Genomic DNA, 15,664 nt, shown 5'->3' on the forward strand with positions numbered 1-15,664 from the left:
TCGGGCCCCGCAAGAGCGCCCGAACCCCGTGCTGCCCGGCACGTGGCCGTGCGCGTGGCGACGGCGCTCCTGGGCGGATACGCCTTTGCCTGGGGTTTCGTCGCGGCAACCGCGGCGCTGCTGTTCGCCGCCGGCATGGGCTTCCACGACGCCGAGTTCCTGGCCAGTGCGCTCGGCCTGCTGGGCTTCCTCGCGGTGTTCTTGTGGGCATCGCGACCCCCCGCCCAGGACGGTGCGCGGCGCTGCTGGCCGGGGGCGCGGTGGCCATGGCCGCACTCGCGTCCACGATCCAGGCGGTACTCGCATGAGCGCGGCCATGCCCGTTGCCCCGGGCTTCCGCCAGGCGATGGCATGGCTGCACACCTGGTTCGGCCTGGTGCTGGGCTTCGTGCTGATGGCGGCGTTCTTTTTCGGCGCGCTGTCGGTGTTCGACCGCGAGATCGATCGCTGGTCGATTCCCGCGACCCGCTTCGAAGCGCAGCCGATGCCCGCGTTCGACACGGTGCTGCGGCCGGCCTTCGAACGCATGCAGCCGGTGCCCGCGGCGGTGGCGGCGATGTCGGCGCGCGTCGACGGGCCCATGCCGGAGCGCTACGAGACCGTGGTGAGCTGGAGCGCCTACACCACCCATCGCGACCCGGTCCTCGCACTGTATGCCGGCTACGAGGTGCCCAACGCGAAGGATCCCGAAGAGGCGATCTGGGCCTACGGCACGATCGATCCCCGCGATGGCACGCCGCTGCCGGACGAACGCCTGAAGATCGGCAGCGGCTTCTTCTACCCGATGCACTACAGCCTGACGCTGGACTGGAAGAACCTGGGCATCTGGATCGTCGGTCTGTCTGCGCTGGTGATGCTGGCCGCGCTCGCCAGCGGCGTGGTCATGCACCGCAGGCTGTTCCGCGAACTGTTCACCTTCCGCCCCGGGAAGGGCCGGTTGCGCAGCGTGCTGGACCTGCACAACCTGACCGGCGTGGTCGCACTGCCGTTCCACTTCTTCTTCGCCTTCACCGGCCTGCTCATCTTCGCCGCGGCGTACTACTTCCCCGTCGGCCATACGCAACTGCACGACCTCCACGACCTGCACGCGGAGGTGGAGGCGCGCGAGACCGGGCTGCCGCACCAGCGCGCCGGCGTACCCGCGGGCCTGGCCGACGTCGACGCCATGGTCGCCGAGGCGCGCCGGCGCTGGCAGGCGCGCGGCATGGCCGGCGAGGTCGGCTTCCTGGTGCTGCAACACGTCGGCGACGCCAACGGCTACGTCAGCGTCCACCGCGCCGGCACCGACCGCATCGCCCTGGTCGGACAGGGCATCCACTTCAGGGCGGCGACCGGCGAAGTGCTCCACGAGGATCCGCCGCCGACGGCGGTGGCGCGGGTCAGCGAGTTCCTGACCGGCCTGCACCTGCAGCACTTCCGCCACTGGCTGCTGCGCTGGTTGTACGTATTCGGCGGACTGTCGGGCGCGGTCTGCATCGCCACCGGGTTCGTGTTCTTCGTCGAGAAGCGCAAGCGCCAGCACGCGAAGCAGGGGCGCCAGGGCGCGCGCGTGGTCGATGCGCTCGCCGTCGCCGCGGTGACCGGCACGCTCCTGGCGACGTTGGGTATCCTCGTCGCCAACCGTCTCCTGCCCGATGACCTGCCGGCGCGCGGCGACTGGGAACGCCTGGCGTTCTGGGGAAGCGGGTTGCTGGCGCTGCTGCATGCGGGCTGGCGCAGTGCGCCGGTCGCGGCGGGAGGCCCGAACCCGGCCTGGCGCGAGCAATGCTGGGCCGTGGCCGCCATGGCCATCGCCGCGGTACTGCTGAACTGGGCGAGCACCGGCGACCACCTGCTGCGCACGCTCGGTACCGGCTACTGGCCGGTCGCGGGTCTGGACCTGGCGCTGCTCGCGACGGCACTGCTGGCAGCGCTGGCCGGTCGGCGGCTCCGACGCCGGGCCGTGAGCGCAGGCGACGCTGCCACCACCGCCGTCGGCAGGGAGGTGGCGCGTGCCTGAATTGATGCTGGCGATCGCCCTGGCCGCCTGCATCGTTGGCGTGGGCTGGCTGGCCCTGGCGATGGACGTGCATGGGCGACAGGCCTGGGGCCGCGCTGCCGGGGCGAAGGCGAAGCGCGCGCTGCGGGCGATGGGCGCGGCGGCGCTGGTGGTCGCGCTTGTGCTGTGCCTGCGCGTGGACCACGCCACGATGGCGGTGTTGGTCTGGGTGATGGCGCTGGCCGTCGGCGCCGTCGCGGTCGCGATGATGCTGGCGTGGCGTGCCCGGTGGCTGGGCCTGCTGGCGCCCTGGTTCGGTCGGGGTTCCCGGGGGCCAGTACCCGCTTCGATTCCCGACGGACCCGCGCGTCGCGACCCGGGCAAGTCCAGGAGTCGAACCCGATAGGCACGCAGCCGTCCCTCGTCTCCCGCGGGGCAGGACGCACCCGCGTCCGCCCGCCCGGATTCGCCGACGATCGCCTCGAATCCTCGCGTGAGAGCGTCGCGCGCTGACGGGGGTAGCTCCCCACCGCCGTCGCCGACTTTACGAGCGCTTCCGGCTGCGCTGCAGCCGCAAGCCTGGTGGCCCCTGGCGTCAGAGGGGCTGGATGATCGCCAGGATGTTGCCTTCGCTGTCCTTGAACCAGGCGGCACGGACGCAGCCGCTGCTGCCGATGTCGCCTTCCCATTCCGTGTCGGGCATGTCGTAGTGCTCGAAGCGAACGCCGCGCTGTTTGAGCGCGGCGACCTCGCGCTCGATGTCGTCGACTTGCCAGAAGGCCTGGCTCGCGAGCGACGTGCCGGCATTGCCGGTCGGATACAGGAACGCGGCGGTCCCGCCGCCGAAGGCATAGGTGACGCCACCTTCCAGTTCGGCGCCCGGCACGAGGCCGAGGACCTGTTCGTAGAAGTGCCGCGCACGCACGACATCGCGCGCGGGGAGATAGGCATGAATCGGATGGTCCTGGAGCATGGTGTCCTCCTGTGGAGGGGCGCGGGTGAACGCGACCGATCGCGGCCGGTACTGGATCGACGATCCGGCCCATGCGGTTTCGACAGCGCCGGCATGTGCCCGCCGTCTGTGCGCGCGTGCCGGGCCGGTGGCGTACAAACGCGTCGTCGAACAGGAGCCCGAAGGGGGCAGGTCGCCCGCCCGGTGATCGAACCAGGGTGAAACGCCCGGCTATCGCACGCCGCGAGGCGCCGGGCCTGGAATGCCCCGGGGATTCCAGGCCCGGCGTGGGATCACCCTCGTTTGGCGCCGCGCTTCCAGAACCGGCCCTTCGCCGCGTCGACGAAGCCGGCGACGTCCGCGGGCTCGACGACGCCTGCATCGGCCTTGATCTTCGCGGCCGCGAACAGGTGCTTGCGGGTCCCGCCGCAGGCGGCGATGGCCTTGAGGTGGTGGAAGGCATCGCGGAACCAGTCCACCGCACCCGGATCCCGGGCCAGGCGCGCGGCCTCGTCCGGATCGAGGATGCTGGCGACGGCGTCGAACATCGCCGACGGCGTGCCCGCCAGCTGGGCATCGGCCTCCAGGGGTTTGCCGTCGGCAAGGCGGATGCGCAGTTTCGGTGCGACGACGGTGACGTGCGCGCCGGCCTTCTCCACGCCGCGCTTGAGGGCCTTGAGCTGCGTGCCGTCGCTGCCCTCGGCGACCAGGATCGCGATCGAACGGCCCTTCAGGGTGTCCTTCATGCGATCGATGATGCGCAGGGCGGGGGACGGGGCCAGGTCGAGGATGGGCGCCGCCGGATCGGGCGCGGCCGGCAATGCATCCATGCCGAGGCCGTCGGCGACGCGCAGTGCCAGTGCCTCGTCGACATGGCGAAGGTGGCCGACGATCGCCTCGCGCACGTGCGGCGTGCCGACCTTCGACAGTTCGAAGGTATACGCCGCCGCCATGTGGCCCTGCTCGATCGCGCTCTGGCTGCGGTAGAACATCCGCGCCTGGCTGTAGTGGTCGGCGAAGCTGGCCGGCCGCACGCGGCCCTTGCGGGCGTCGTCCGGGGCGCGTTCGCCGAAGGAGCGGAAGCCACGCGCCTCGCTGGCGCGCGGGCCCTCCGGGTCCAGGCTTTGCGGCTCGTAGGCGACGCGGCCGCGAGGTGCTTCCATCTGCATGTGGCCGTCGCGCTGGTGGTGCGCGAACGGGCACTTGGGCGCGTTGACCGGGATCTGGTGGAAGTTGGGGCCGCCCAGTCGCTTGAGCTGGGTGTCGAGATAGGAGAACAGTCGACCCTGCAGCAGCGGGTCGTTGCTGAAGTCGATGCCGGGCACGACGTTGGCCGGGCAGTAGGCCACCTGTTCGGTCTCGGCGAACACGTTGTCGGGATTGCGGTCGAGCACCATGCGCCCGATGACGGTGAGCGGCACGATTTCCTCGGGGATGAGCTTGGTCGGGTCGAGGTGGTCGAACGGGAAGCGTTCGGCATCCTCCTCGCTGAACAGCTGCACGGCCAGCTCCCATTCGGGGAAGTCGCCGCGGTCGATCGCTTCCCACAGGTCGCGGCGGTGGAAGTCGTTGTCGGCGGCCTGCAGCTTCAGCGCCTCGTCCCACAGCGTGGACTGCAGGCCCAGCTTCGGTCGCCAGTGGAACTTGACGAAGGTCGATCCACCCTCGGCATCGACCAGCCGGAAGGTATGGATGCCGAAGCCCTCGATCATCCGCAGGCTGCGCGGGATGGCGCGGTCGCTCATTGCCCAGGCGACCATGTGCATGCTTTCGGGCATCAGCGAGACGAAGTCCCAGAACGTGTCGTGGGCGCTGCCGGCCTGCGGCCAGCCGCGATCAGGCTCCATCTTCACCGCGTGGATGAGGTCGGGGAACTTCATCGCGTCCTGGATGAAGAACACCGGGATGTTGTTGCCGACCAGGTCCCAGTTGCCTTCGTCGGTGTAGAACTTGACCGCGAAGCCGCGCACGTCGCGGGGCGTGTCGACCGAGCCGGCGCCGCCGGCGACGGTGGAAAAGCGGCAGAACACCGGGGTGCGCTTGCCTTTCTCGACCAGGACCTTCGCCGTGGTGTACTTCGACAGCGAGCGCGTGAGCTCGAAATAGCCGTGCGCGGCGCTGCCGCGCGCATGCACGATGCGTTCGGGGATCCGCTCGTGGTCGAAGTGGGTGATCTTCTCCCGGAGGATGAAGTCCTCCAGCAGCCCCGGGCCGCGCGGCGAGGCGCGCAAGGCGTTCTGGTTGTCGGGGACAGGGATGCCCTGCGCGGTGGTCATCGTTGGATGGTTGCCGCCGGCCTGGTGCTGCGGTTCGCCGCCGCTGCCGCGCCGCTGCGCGTCCTTCTGTCCGGTCCTGGAACGTGGGGCGGGTGTCGCCTTCTTGCTGCGGCTGGCCATGCGAACTCCTTTGCGGGGGCGGGCAAGGAGTGTTGCGCGCGGCCGGTGAAGGCCTTGGAGAGATGGCGTGAATGCGTATGGCGGCCGTTCAGTCGCAACGGCGACCCGGTCGCGGCGACGCGCCCGTTGCATGCCGGCCGCTCTCAGCCGGTGCGTCCGGTTCACGTCCGCACCACGCGCGACCGCCGATGCTCCACTGCTCGCCCGCGCCTCGTGGCCGGCCCGTACCCGCGATGGGCGAGTCCCGCCACGGGTCCCGACCGGAGCACGCCACCGGATGATCTTTTCCACCCCCGACAAACAGATCCGATACACGCTCGCGCACCAGTGCCCGGTGGAGTCGCCGCAGTTCCTGCGCGAGATGGGCGTCATGCTCGGGCCCGCCATCCTCCCCGGCAACCGCGTGACGCCACTGCGCAACGGCGCGGAAATCTTCCCGGCGATGCTGGAGGCCATCCGCGCGGCCCGCACGACGATCACCTTCGAGACCTACATCTACTGGTCGGGCGAGATCGGCCGGGTGTTCGCCGATGCGCTCTCCGAGCGCGCGCGGGCAGGCGTCAGGGTGCACATGCTGATCGACTGGGTGGGCAGCGCGAAGATGGAGCAGTCCCTGCTCGAGCGCATGGAAGCCGCGGGTGTCCGCCTGGTCCGCTACCGGCCGCTGAACTGGTACAACTTCGGCCGCATGAACAACCGAACCCACCGCAAGCTGCTCGTGGTGGACGGCACGGTGGGGTTCACCGGCGGCGTGGGGATCGCGGACCCCTGGGAAGGCGACGCGCAGGATCCCGACCATTGGCGCGACATGCATTTCCGCGTGGAAGGGCCGGTCGTCGCGCAGATGCAGACCGCCTTCAACGACAACTGGATCAAGACCACCGGCCAGGTGCTCAACGGCGAGGACTTCTTCCCCGAGCTGCACCGCGTCGGGGACACCCACGCGCACCTGTTCGTGGCCTCGCCGGCCGGGGGCGCGGAGAGCATGCACATCATGTACCTGATGGCGATCGCCGCCGCCGAGCACAGCATCGACCTGCAGGCGGCGTACTTCGTCCCCGACCCGCTGGCGGTCGAAGCCCTGGTGGCGGCCTGCGCGCGCGGGGTGCGCGTGCGCATCACGGTGCCGGGCCAACACATCGACTCGAAGGTCGTCCGCATCGCGTCCAGGGCCGCCTGGGGCGAACTGCTGTTGGCCGGCGTGGAGATCCACGAGTACCGCCCGACGATGTTCCACAACAAGATGCTGATCGTCGACCGCGCGCTGGTGTCGGTCGGCTCCACCAACTTCGACATGCGCTCCTTCCGCCTGAACGACGAGGCCAACCTCAACCTCTACGACACGGCGTTCGCCGAGGCGATGACGGCGGTCTACGAGGCCGACCTCGAGCGCACCCGGGCCTACACCCACGACGCCTGGCGGCAGCGGCCGTGGCGGCAGAAGTGCCTGGAGAAGGTGGTGCGGCCGTTCAAGTCGCAGCTCTAGGCACCGCGGTGCCCGGAAGGCGTCGGACCGGAAGGGCGCTGGCGTATGCTGGAGGCCGGCCTCCGGGAGCGTGGACATGCGTGGATCGTGTATTCGATGGCTGCTGGCGATGTCGATCGCGATGGCCGGCACGGCATTGGCCTCGGAGCCGTCGCCCGTGCCGGCGGGCCACGATGCCGCGCTTGCCGAAAAGCTGGGTGCCGACGAGTACGGCATGCGCCGCTATGTGCTGGTGATCCTGAAGTCCAGCGACACCCCGGTGCCCGCGGGTGCTTCGCGCGACGCGATGTTCAAGGGGCATTTCGCCAACATGAAGCGCCTCGCCGACGCGGGCACCCTGGTCCTGGCCGGCCCATTGGACGGCGTCGACGGCTGGCGTGGCCTGTTCGTGCTCGCGATCGATGACGTCGAGGCGGCGAAGGCGATCGTCGCCACCGACCCGGTGGTCGCGCAAGGCGAAATGGTGCCCGAGTTCCATGCCTATTACGGATCGGCCGCGCTGATGGGCGTCAACGAGGTGCACGCGCGCATCGCCCGCGCGAGTCCCTGAGCGCGGGGCGACCGGCACCTGCGTCCCGGTGGCGACGGCGTGAAGCCCGGCGAACCGGTCGCCGGTTAGGCTGGCGGCCTCTCGTAACGCGGAGGCCCGGCCATGTCGATACGCGGACGCATGCTGTTCACGTTCCTGCTGGGCGTGAGCCTGGCCGGGAGTCCGCTCCGCGCCCAGGATGCTCCGGCCGACGCGTCTTCGGGCTATACGCAGGTCGAGGCGACGCGCGATGGCATCGGCAAGGCCTACATGGGCCGCGAGATCGCGTCGATCATGGGCTGGCAGGGCGCGCAGTGGCTGGAACGGCGCGAGCGCGAACGCGAGGAGCGCGGCAGCCGCCTGCTGCGCGCGCTGGACCTGGCGCCGGGCATGACGGTCGCCGACATCGGCGCGGGCAGCGGCTACTTCACCCGCCGGATCGCCCCCAGGGTGGCTCCCGGCGGCCGCGTGTACGCCGTCGACGTGCAACCGGAGATGGTGGCCATGCTGCGCGAGGTGGCCGCCGGGGTCGAGGACGGCGAAGTGGTGCCGGTGCTCGGCGGCGCCCGCGACCCGAACCTCGAGCCCGGCAGCATCGACCTGGCGTTGATGGTCGATGTCTACCACGAGCTGGAGTACCCGGCCGAGATGCTCGATGCGCTGGTCCGCGCGCTGAAGCCGGGTGGACGCGTGGTCTTCGTCGAGTACCGCGCCGAGGACGACGCGGTGCCGATCAAGCCGCTGCACAAGATGAGCGAGCGCCAGATCCGGCGGGAAGCGGAGGCGCACGGCCTGGCCTGGGAGCGGACGGTCGGTTCGCTGCGCCAGCAGCACGTGGTGGTGTTCCGCCGCACGCAGGACCGGTAGCCCTGCGCCGCGGGACCTGGCTCAGTCGCCCGGGATGAGCTGGGCGCTGCTGCCCGAACCGAGCACGCGCACGCGGCCGCCCACGGCCAGCTTGCTGGCGTCGTCGGTCTGGATGGCCGACTCGCTGCCGTCGTCGAATCGGATCATGACCATGTAGGCGACGCCCGCCTTCGGCGCGTTGGCGACCTCGGCGGCGGCATCGGTGGCGTCGCGCGTGGCGCTGCTGGCGACATCGTAGGCATCGTAGGAGTACCCGCCGGTGGCACGGGCCGCGGCGCGGCCGGCCAGGCGGCTGAGTGAGCGGCTGAGCGCGCCGCCGGTGGCGGAGCTGCGTGCGGGCTGCGCCGGCGGCGCCTCGACCTCGACCGGGGCGATCGCGGTGACTTCGCCCTTGCGGATGCCCACTTCCTGGGCGCTGGCCTGGAGCGACGCGCACAGGCCCGCGGCGGCGAGGAACAGGGTGGCGAACAGCGTCTTGGTCTTCATGGTGGCTTCCTTGGCTTGAAGGGTGGGACGGCCGTCGGGCGGGGCATGCCCGGGCCATCGCGACGCGCGTTTCCACGGCCCGCGACCGGCCACGGCCTGTGGGCGCATGGTAAGCCAAAGCCGGGCCGGGCTCCCGGGCGGGCGTCGCGGTTGCGCGCCCCGGCCCATGCGGGCATCGCCGGCCTCAGTGGCAGCGCAGGGGCTCGTCGCGGTAGGCACGCGCGGCCGCCGCCGCCAGTCCTTGCAGTACGCGTGCCTCGTCGCCGCTCGCTGCGGCGTCGATCGAGCGGTCGATGCCCTCGCCGTCCGTGAAGGCCGGGACGATGGCGAGCGCGGCCAGCACCGCGCCCGTCGCCGTCGCATGCAGGCGGTCGCCCTGGTAGAGGTGGGGCGGCTCGTCGGAGGCGAGGGCATGGCGCCACGCGGTGGCGACGGGCAGCACGCAGGCGCCGATGGCCTCGGCCGCCTCGCGGTAGCTGGTTTCGGCGGCCAGGGTGTCGCGGCGATGCCGCTGGTCGGGCCAGGTCGACATGAGGGCGATGCGGACGGGGCGTCCGCGCAACCGGGCGGCGATCGTCCCGGTACTGGCGATCAGCTCGGCGCGGCTGGCGGGCCGCGCCGACGGACCCTGCTGCAGCACGACCCAGTCCCAGGGGCGGGCGAGCGCCCGTTGCAGGCGCTGGCCGGCAAGATGGTCGGCCAGCGAATGCCCGGGCATGGCCAGCGGCTCGATGTCGAGCGCCACGCCCTGGTGCCCCGCCAGCGTCGTTACCAGGGCGGGAAGGTCATGGGTGGCGACGTGGCTGTTGCCCACGAACAGGATGCGCAGCGGTCGCACCGGCGGCGCGCCCGGGGACGGTGCCGTCCAGGCGAGCAGCAGCGCGATCGTCAGGCACATGGCGGAACGCAGGGACATGCAGGCAGGCGTGGGCGGGGCTCCAGTCTAGGCAGGACCCGGGGGCATGGGCTTGTCCAGGTCGGTGCATTGGCGCCATGCCGGCGACGACCGGTCTCGCCTTGTGCGACCGGAAGGTGTACAAATGTACACCATGGAGACCGACGATACCCTGCCGCCCCAACGCGCCGCCGTGCTGGCCTTCCTGCGCGGCGAGCTGATGGCCGGGCGTTCGCCCAGCCTGGCCGAGGTGGCCGGGGCCTTCGGCTTCGCCTCGCGCAATGCCGCCCACAAGCATGTGCAGGCGCTCGTCGCCGACGGCCTGCTCGAGCAGGCGCCGGGGCGCAAGCGAGGCCTGAGGCTGCCCGGGGGCGGGGTGGAGCTTTTGCCGCTGCAGGTGCTCGGCCGGGTCGCGGCGGGCGTGCCGGTCGGCGCCGACATCGGTCTCGACCGCCAGCTCTGGCTGGACCCGCGGGTGTTCTCGCCGCGTCCCGATTACCTGTTGCAGGTGGAAGGCGACTCGATGATCGACGACGGCATCCTCGACGGCGACCTGGTCGGGGTCCGCCGCAGCGCCGATGCCCACGACGGGCAGACGGTGGTGGCCCGGGTGGACGGCGAGCTGACGATCAAGCGCCTGCAGCGCGACTGGCGGCGCGTGCGCCTGCTGCCGCGCAATCCCGCGCATGCCCCGATCGACGTGCATCCCGGGCAGGACTTCGCCATCGAGGGCGTGTATTGCGGCCTGGTGCGGCAGGGCTGAGATGGCCGCGCTGTCCGCCGTTCCCGACCTGGACGCCATGCTCGCGGCGCGCACGCTCTGGCATGCCGGCCGCCATGCCGCGCCGCGCCTGGATGGCGAGCCCACCGGGCACGCCGCCCTCGATGCCCTGTTGCCGCAGGGCGGCTGGCCACGACGGGCCCTGACCGAACTGCTGCTGCCGGCCGATGGCGTGGGCGAGCTCGCCCTGTTGCTGCCGACCCTCGCGCGGCTGACCGCGGCCGGGGCCACCGTGGCGGTGATCGCGCCGCCCTACCTGCCCTACGCCCCGGCCTGGCAGGCCGGGGGCGTGGCGCTGGCCCGGCTCGAGATCGTCGAGGCCGCCCCCCGCGATGCCCTGTGGGCCTTCGAGCAGTGCCTGCGCAGCGGCGCCTGCGCGGCGGTGCTGGGCTGGCCGGGCCAGGCCGGCCCCCAGGCCCTGCGGCGCCTGCAGGTGGCGGCCGATGGCGGCGATTGCCTGGGCTTCGCCCTGCGCGACAGCCGCCATGCGGCGAACCCCTCGCCGGCGGCCTTGCGCCTGGAAGCCTGCCCCGAGGCGGGCGGGCGGCTCGCCTGGCAGGTCCGCAAGTGCCGGGGCGGCCCGGTGCCGGGCCGGGCCTTCGCGCTGGACGCATGTTGAGGCGCATGCATGTTGTGGGCCTGTGTACTGCTGCCGCAACTGGCGCTGGACGCCGTCCTTCGCCGACACCCTGATCCCGTGCGTCCCCTGGCGCTGGTCGAAGGGCCGGCGCAGCTGCGCAGCCTGCATGCGGTCAATGCCGCCGCCCGCGAGGCCGGCCTGCAGCCGGGCATGCGGCTGACCGCCGCGCATGCCTTGTTGCCGGAGTTCGCGATGGTCGAGCACGACCCGCGCGAGACGTTGCGATGCCAGGGCTTCCTGGCCGCGTGGGCCTACCGTTACAGCTCCCTGGTCAGCGTGCAGTGGCCCGGATGCGTGGTGCTGGAAGTACGCGCCAGCTTCCGCCTGCTGGGCCCGTGGCCGCGCATCGAGGCCCGCCTGCGCGAGGAGCTCGACGCGCTGGGGTTCCAGCATCGCATCGCGCTCGCGCCCACGCCGAGGGCGGCGCATGTCTTCGCCGGCCTGCGCGACGGCCTGGCCGTCTCCAACCCGGCCGCCATGGCCCAGGTGCTCGACCGCGTGCCCGTGCGCCGCGCACGGCTGCCCGGCGACGGCGGCGAGCGCCTGCAGCGCATGGGCATCGACGACCTGCGGCGCCTGCGCGCCTTGCCGCGCGACGCGCTGCGCCGCCGCTTCGGCCTGCCCATGCTCGACCACCTGGACCGGCTGTACGGCAACGCCGACGATCCCCTGGACTGCCATGCGCCGCCGGATCATTTCGATGCACGGGTGGAGATGGGCTACGAAGTCGAGAGCCATACCGCCCTGCTGTTCCCCCTGCGTCGCCTGGTCGGCGACCTGTGCACCTACCTCTCGGTCCGCGACGGCGGCGTGCAGCGTTTCCGCCTGCGACTGGAGCACGAGGCCGGGCATACCGACGTCGAGGTTGGCCTGCTGGCCGCCGAGCGCGAGCCGGGCATGCTGTTCGAGCTCACCCGCCACCGCCTCGAGCGCGTGGCCATCGACCGGCCGGTGGTCGCGCTGCGCCTGCTGGCCCGGGAGTTGCCGCCCTTCATCCCGGCCACCCGCGACCTGTTCGATACCCGCAGCCAGCAGCAGTTGCCGTGGCCGCAACTGCGCGAACGCCTGCGTTCGCGCCTGGGCGACGAGGCCGTCTACCGGGTCGCGGCCGGCACCGATCCCCGGCCCGAAAGGGCCTGGCGCCCGGTGCAGGGCGAACAGGCGAGCTTCGCCGACGCGCCTGCCCGTCCGCCGCGCCCGCTGTGGCTGTTGCCGCGCCCGTTGCCCCTGCGCGAGCCCCGCCCGCGCATCGTCTCCGGCCCCGAACGGCTGGAAAGCGGTTGGTGGGATGGCGACGACGCCCGCCGCGACTATTACGTGCTCGAGACCGCGCAGGGCCAGCGTGCCTGGGCCTATGCCCCGCCCGGCGAACGCGACGGCTGGATGCTGCACGGGTGGTTCGCATGAGCTGGGACGACGCCGTCGACGGCGTGGACCGCGACACCCCCGGCGGCCGCCCGCCGCGCGCCTGGGAGGTGGCCCGGCGGCTCGGCGGCGCGGCCAACGACGATGCCGCGCCGGGCGACGGGCTGCCGGCCTACGCCGAACTGCACTGCCTGTCGGATTTTTCCTTCCTGCGCGGGGCCTCCAGCGCCGAGGCCCTGTTCGCGCGGGCGCGCCAATGCGGCTACGAGGCGCTGGCGATCACCGACGAATGTTCGCTGGCCGGCATCGTGCGCGGGCTGGAGGCGTCGCGGGCGACCGGGCTGAAACTGGTGGTGGGCAGCGAGTTCACCCTGGCCTGCGGGCTCAAGTGCGTGTTGCTGGTGGAAAACCACGCCGGCTACGTGCGCCTGTGCGAGCTGATCACGCGCGCGCGCCGGGCCGCGCCCAAGGGCGAATACCGGCTGGCGCGCGACGACCTGGAGCAGGTGCTGGGCGAGGGCGATCCCACGGATGCCGGACTGTTCGCGCTGTGGGTGCCCGGCGCCGATCCCGATCCCGCGCAGGGCGCGTGGCTGCAGGCCTGCCTGGGCGCGCGCGCCCATCTCGCGGTGGAGCTGCACCGCGACCGCGACGACGCATTGCGCCTGTCGCAGTTGCTGGCCCTCGCGCGGCGGCTGCGCATGACCCCGGTCGCGGCGGGCGACGTCCACATGGACCTGCGCCGCCGCCGCGTCCTCCAGGACACGATGACCGCGATCCGCCACAACCGGCCGCTGGCCGAGTGCGGCGCCGAGCTGTTCCGCAATGGCGAACGCCACCTGCGCAGCCGCCGCGCGCTGGGCAACATCCATCCGCCCGCGCTGCTGGAAGCGGCCGTGTCGCTGGCCCGGCGCTGCACCTTCAGCCTCGACGAGGTCCGCTACGACTACCCCGCCGAACTGGTGCCCGGCGGCCTCACGCCGACCCGGCGCCTGCGCGAACTGACCTTCGCCGGCCTGCGCAAGCGCTGGCCCGAAGGCGTGCCGGCGCCGGTGCTGGCCCAGGTCGAGGCCGAACTGGCGCTGATCGCCGAGCTCGAGTACGAGGCCTTCTTCCTGACCGTCGAGGACATCGTGCGCTTCGCCAACTCGCGCGGCATCCTGTGCCAGGGGCGCGGCTCCTCGGCCAACTCGGCGGTCTGTTTCGCGCTTGGCATCACCGTGGTCAATCCCGCCGAGAGCCGCCTGCTGATGGCGCGGTTCCTGTCGAAGGCGCGCAACGAGCCGCCCGACATCGACGTCGACTTCGAACACGAACGGCGCGAGGAAGTCCTGCAGTACGTCTACGCCAAGTACGGTCGCACGCGCGCCGCCCTCGCCGCGACGGTCATCCGCTACCGCGGCAAGAGCGCCGTGCGCGACGTCGCCCGCGCCTTCGGCCTGCCCGCCGACCAGATCGCGCTGTTGGCCGAATGCCAGGGCTGGGGCAATGGCGACACGCCGATGGCGCAGCGCCTGCGCGAGGCCGGCTTCGATCCGGACAACCCGCTGGTCCGGCAGGTGATGGCGGTCGCCGGCGAGCTGAAGGGACATCCCCGCCACCTGTCCCAGCATGTCGGCGGCTTCGTGATCTCCGACGCGGCGCTGTCGACGGTGGTGCCGGTGGAGAATGCCGCGATGCCCGACCGCACCATCATCCAGTGGGACAAGGACGACCTGGAGACGATGCGCATGCTCAAGGTCGACTGCCTGGCCCTGGGCATGCTGACCTGCATCCGCAAGGCGGTGGCCCTGGTCGAGCGCCATCGCGGTTACCGCATCGACCTCGCGCGCCTGCCGGCGGGCGACGGCCCCACCTACGCGATGATCCAGGACGCGGACACGGTCGGCGTGTTCCAGATCGAATCGCGCGCGCAGATGAGCATGCTGCCGCGCCTGCGGCCGCAGAACTTCCAGGACCTGGTCGTCCAGGTCGCGATCGTCCGCCCGGGACCGATCCAGGGCGGCATGGTGCATCCCTACCTGCGTCGACGGCAGGGCAGGGAGCCGGTGGTCTATCCCTCGCCGGGCATCGAGTCCATCCTCGGCTCGACCCTGGGCATCCCGCTGTTCCAGGAACAGGTGATGGAACTGGTGATCCACGCCGGTTACTCGCACGAGGAGGCCGATGGCCTGCGCCGTTCGATGGCGGCCTGGCGCCGCGGCGGCGACATGGAACCGCACCGCGTGAAGATCCGCGCGCTGATGCAGGACAAGGGCTATGCCGACGGTTTCATCGACCAGGTCTTCGAGCAGATCAAGGGTTTCGGTTCCTATGGCTTCCCGCAAAGCCATGCCGCCTCCTTCGCCAAGCTGGTCTACATCAGCTGCTGGCTCAAGCGGCACGAGCCGGCGGCCTTCGCCTGCGCCCTGCTCAATGCGCAGCCGATGGGTTTCTATTCGGCCAGCCAGATCGTGCAGGACGCGCGCCGCGGCCGCGGCGACCGCGCCGCCGTCGAAGTGCGGCCGGTGGACGTTACCCGCAGCGACTGGGACAACACCCTCGAGGACGGCCACCCCCGCCACGGCCACGACGATGGCGGGCAGGCGGCGATCCGGCTGGGCCTGCGCCAGGTCGCCGGCCTGGCGCAGGGCATGGCCGGGGCGATCGTGGACGCACGCGCCCGGCGCGCCTTCGCCGACGTGCGCGACCTGTGCCTGCGCGCCGGACTCGACGAGAAGGCGCGCGAGGCCCTGGCCGAGGCCGGGGCCCTGCAGGCCCTGGCCGGGCACCGCCACGACGCGCGCTGGCAGGTGGCCGGCATCGAGCGCCAGCGCCCGCTGCTGCCCGGCAGCCCCGACGAGGAGGCGGTCGTGTTGCCCGCGCCCGGCGTCGGCGAGGACCTGGTGGCGGACTATCGCAGCCTGGGCCTGAGCCTGGGCGCGCACCCGCTGTCGTTGCTGCGCGCGCAGCTGCGCCGCCGGCGGGTGCTCGATTCGCGCCAGTTGCGCGGGCTCGCCCACGGCCGGGGCGTCCATGCCGCCGGCATCGTGACCCAGCGCCAGCGCCCGGCCACCGCCAAGGGCACCATTTTCCTGACCCTCGAGGACGAGCACGGCATGGTCAACGTGGTGGTCTGGTCCGATCTCGCCGCGCGCCGGCGCAAGGCCCTGCTGGGCGCGCGACTGCTGGCGGTGCGCGGTCGCTGGGAGCACGTCGACGGCGTGCAGCACCTGATCGCCCGCGACATGGAGGACCTCAGCCACCTGCTGGGCGCGCTGCAGCCGCGCTCGCGCGACTTCCACTGATC

General features: G+C 71.9%; 13 protein-coding genes. 9 read left to right on the forward strand and 4 right to left on the reverse strand.

Features of this window, described 5'->3' with window-relative positions; genetic code table 11:
• Positions 1-316 precede the first annotated feature (316 nt).
• Complete coding sequence (locus H4F98_RS12950; RefSeq protein WP_182688258.1) at positions 317-1,999, forward strand: PepSY-associated TM helix domain-containing protein; 1,683 nt, start codon at positions 317-319, stop codon at positions 1,997-1,999.
• A complete protein-coding gene (locus H4F98_RS12955) occupies positions 1,992-2,384 on the forward strand; it encodes a DUF3325 family protein (RefSeq protein WP_343064769.1) in 393 nt (130 codons plus the stop codon). The genes H4F98_RS12950 and H4F98_RS12955 overlap by 8 nt, the downstream gene beginning before the upstream one ends.
• 189 nt (positions 2,385-2,573) lie before the next feature.
• Here H4F98_RS12955 and H4F98_RS12960 read toward each other — a convergent pair whose 3' ends face one another.
• Positions 2,574-2,951, reverse strand: coding sequence for a VOC family protein (locus H4F98_RS12960; RefSeq protein ID WP_182688259.1), 378 nt, complete (start codon positions 2,949-2,951; stop codon positions 2,574-2,576).
• Positions 2,952-3,223: 272 nt separating this feature from the next.
• A complete protein-coding gene (locus H4F98_RS12965; RefSeq protein ID WP_425487608.1) occupies positions 3,224-5,206 on the reverse strand; it encodes a catalase in 1,983 nt (660 codons plus the stop codon).
• A gap of 397 nt (positions 5,207-5,603) precedes the next feature.
• Between H4F98_RS12965 and H4F98_RS12970 the strand changes: the two genes are divergently transcribed.
• From H4F98_RS12970 to H4F98_RS12980, 3 genes are all read left to right on the forward strand, one after another.
• A complete protein-coding gene (locus H4F98_RS12970) occupies positions 5,604-6,812 on the forward strand; it encodes a phospholipase D-like domain-containing protein (protein WP_182688261.1) in 1,209 nt (402 codons plus the stop codon).
• Positions 6,813-6,888: 76 nt separating this feature from the next.
• The gene (locus tag H4F98_RS12975; protein WP_182688262.1) at positions 6,889-7,362 is read left to right on the forward strand and encodes a YciI family protein; all 474 of its coding nucleotides are present in this window, start codon (positions 6,889-6,891) and stop codon (positions 7,360-7,362) included.
• 102 nt (positions 7,363-7,464) lie between these two features.
• Complete coding sequence (locus H4F98_RS12980; RefSeq protein WP_220479214.1) at positions 7,465-8,208, forward strand: class I SAM-dependent methyltransferase; 744 nt, start codon at positions 7,465-7,467, stop codon at positions 8,206-8,208.
• A gap of 21 nt (positions 8,209-8,229) precedes the next feature.
• Here H4F98_RS12980 and H4F98_RS12985 read toward each other — a convergent pair whose 3' ends face one another.
• Both H4F98_RS12985 and H4F98_RS12990 read right to left on the reverse strand, forming a co-directional pair.
• Entirely contained in the window at positions 8,230-8,694 is a 465-nt protein-coding gene (locus H4F98_RS12985; protein WP_182688263.1) for a hypothetical protein, read from the reverse strand.
• A gap of 184 nt (positions 8,695-8,878) precedes the next feature.
• Positions 8,879-9,610, reverse strand: a complete 732-nt coding sequence (locus H4F98_RS12990) for an SGNH/GDSL hydrolase family protein (protein ID WP_182688264.1) — start codon at positions 9,608-9,610, stop codon at positions 8,879-8,881.
• Positions 9,611-9,743: 133 nt separating this feature from the next.
• Between H4F98_RS12990 and lexA the strand changes: the two genes are divergently transcribed.
• The 4 genes from lexA to H4F98_RS13010 are packed head-to-tail and all read left to right on the forward strand — an operon-like array spanning position 9,744 to position 15,662.
• Positions 9,744-10,352 (forward strand): transcriptional repressor LexA, encoded by a 609-nt coding sequence (lexA, locus tag H4F98_RS12995; protein WP_182688328.1) that lies wholly within the window; start codon positions 9,744-9,746, stop codon positions 10,350-10,352.
• 1 nt (position 10,353) lies between these two features.
• Entirely contained in the window at positions 10,354-10,989 is a 636-nt protein-coding gene (gene imuA / locus H4F98_RS13000) for a translesion DNA synthesis-associated protein ImuA (RefSeq protein ID WP_182688265.1), read from the forward strand.
• Positions 10,990-10,998: 9 nt separating this feature from the next.
• Positions 10,999-12,417, forward strand: a complete 1,419-nt coding sequence (locus H4F98_RS13005; protein ID WP_182688266.1) for a Y-family DNA polymerase — start codon at positions 10,999-11,001, stop codon at positions 12,415-12,417.
• Positions 12,414-15,662 (forward strand): error-prone DNA polymerase, encoded by a 3,249-nt coding sequence (locus H4F98_RS13010; RefSeq protein WP_182688267.1) that lies wholly within the window; start codon positions 12,414-12,416, stop codon positions 15,660-15,662. The genes H4F98_RS13005 and H4F98_RS13010 overlap by 4 nt, the downstream gene beginning before the upstream one ends.
• Positions 15,663-15,664 lie beyond the last annotated feature (2 nt).

Origin of the sequence: Marilutibacter spongiae (assembly GCF_014145325.1) — a bacterium.
In the GTDB taxonomy this organism is placed as follows: Bacteria; Pseudomonadota; Gammaproteobacteria; order Xanthomonadales; family Xanthomonadaceae; genus Marilutibacter; species Marilutibacter spongiae.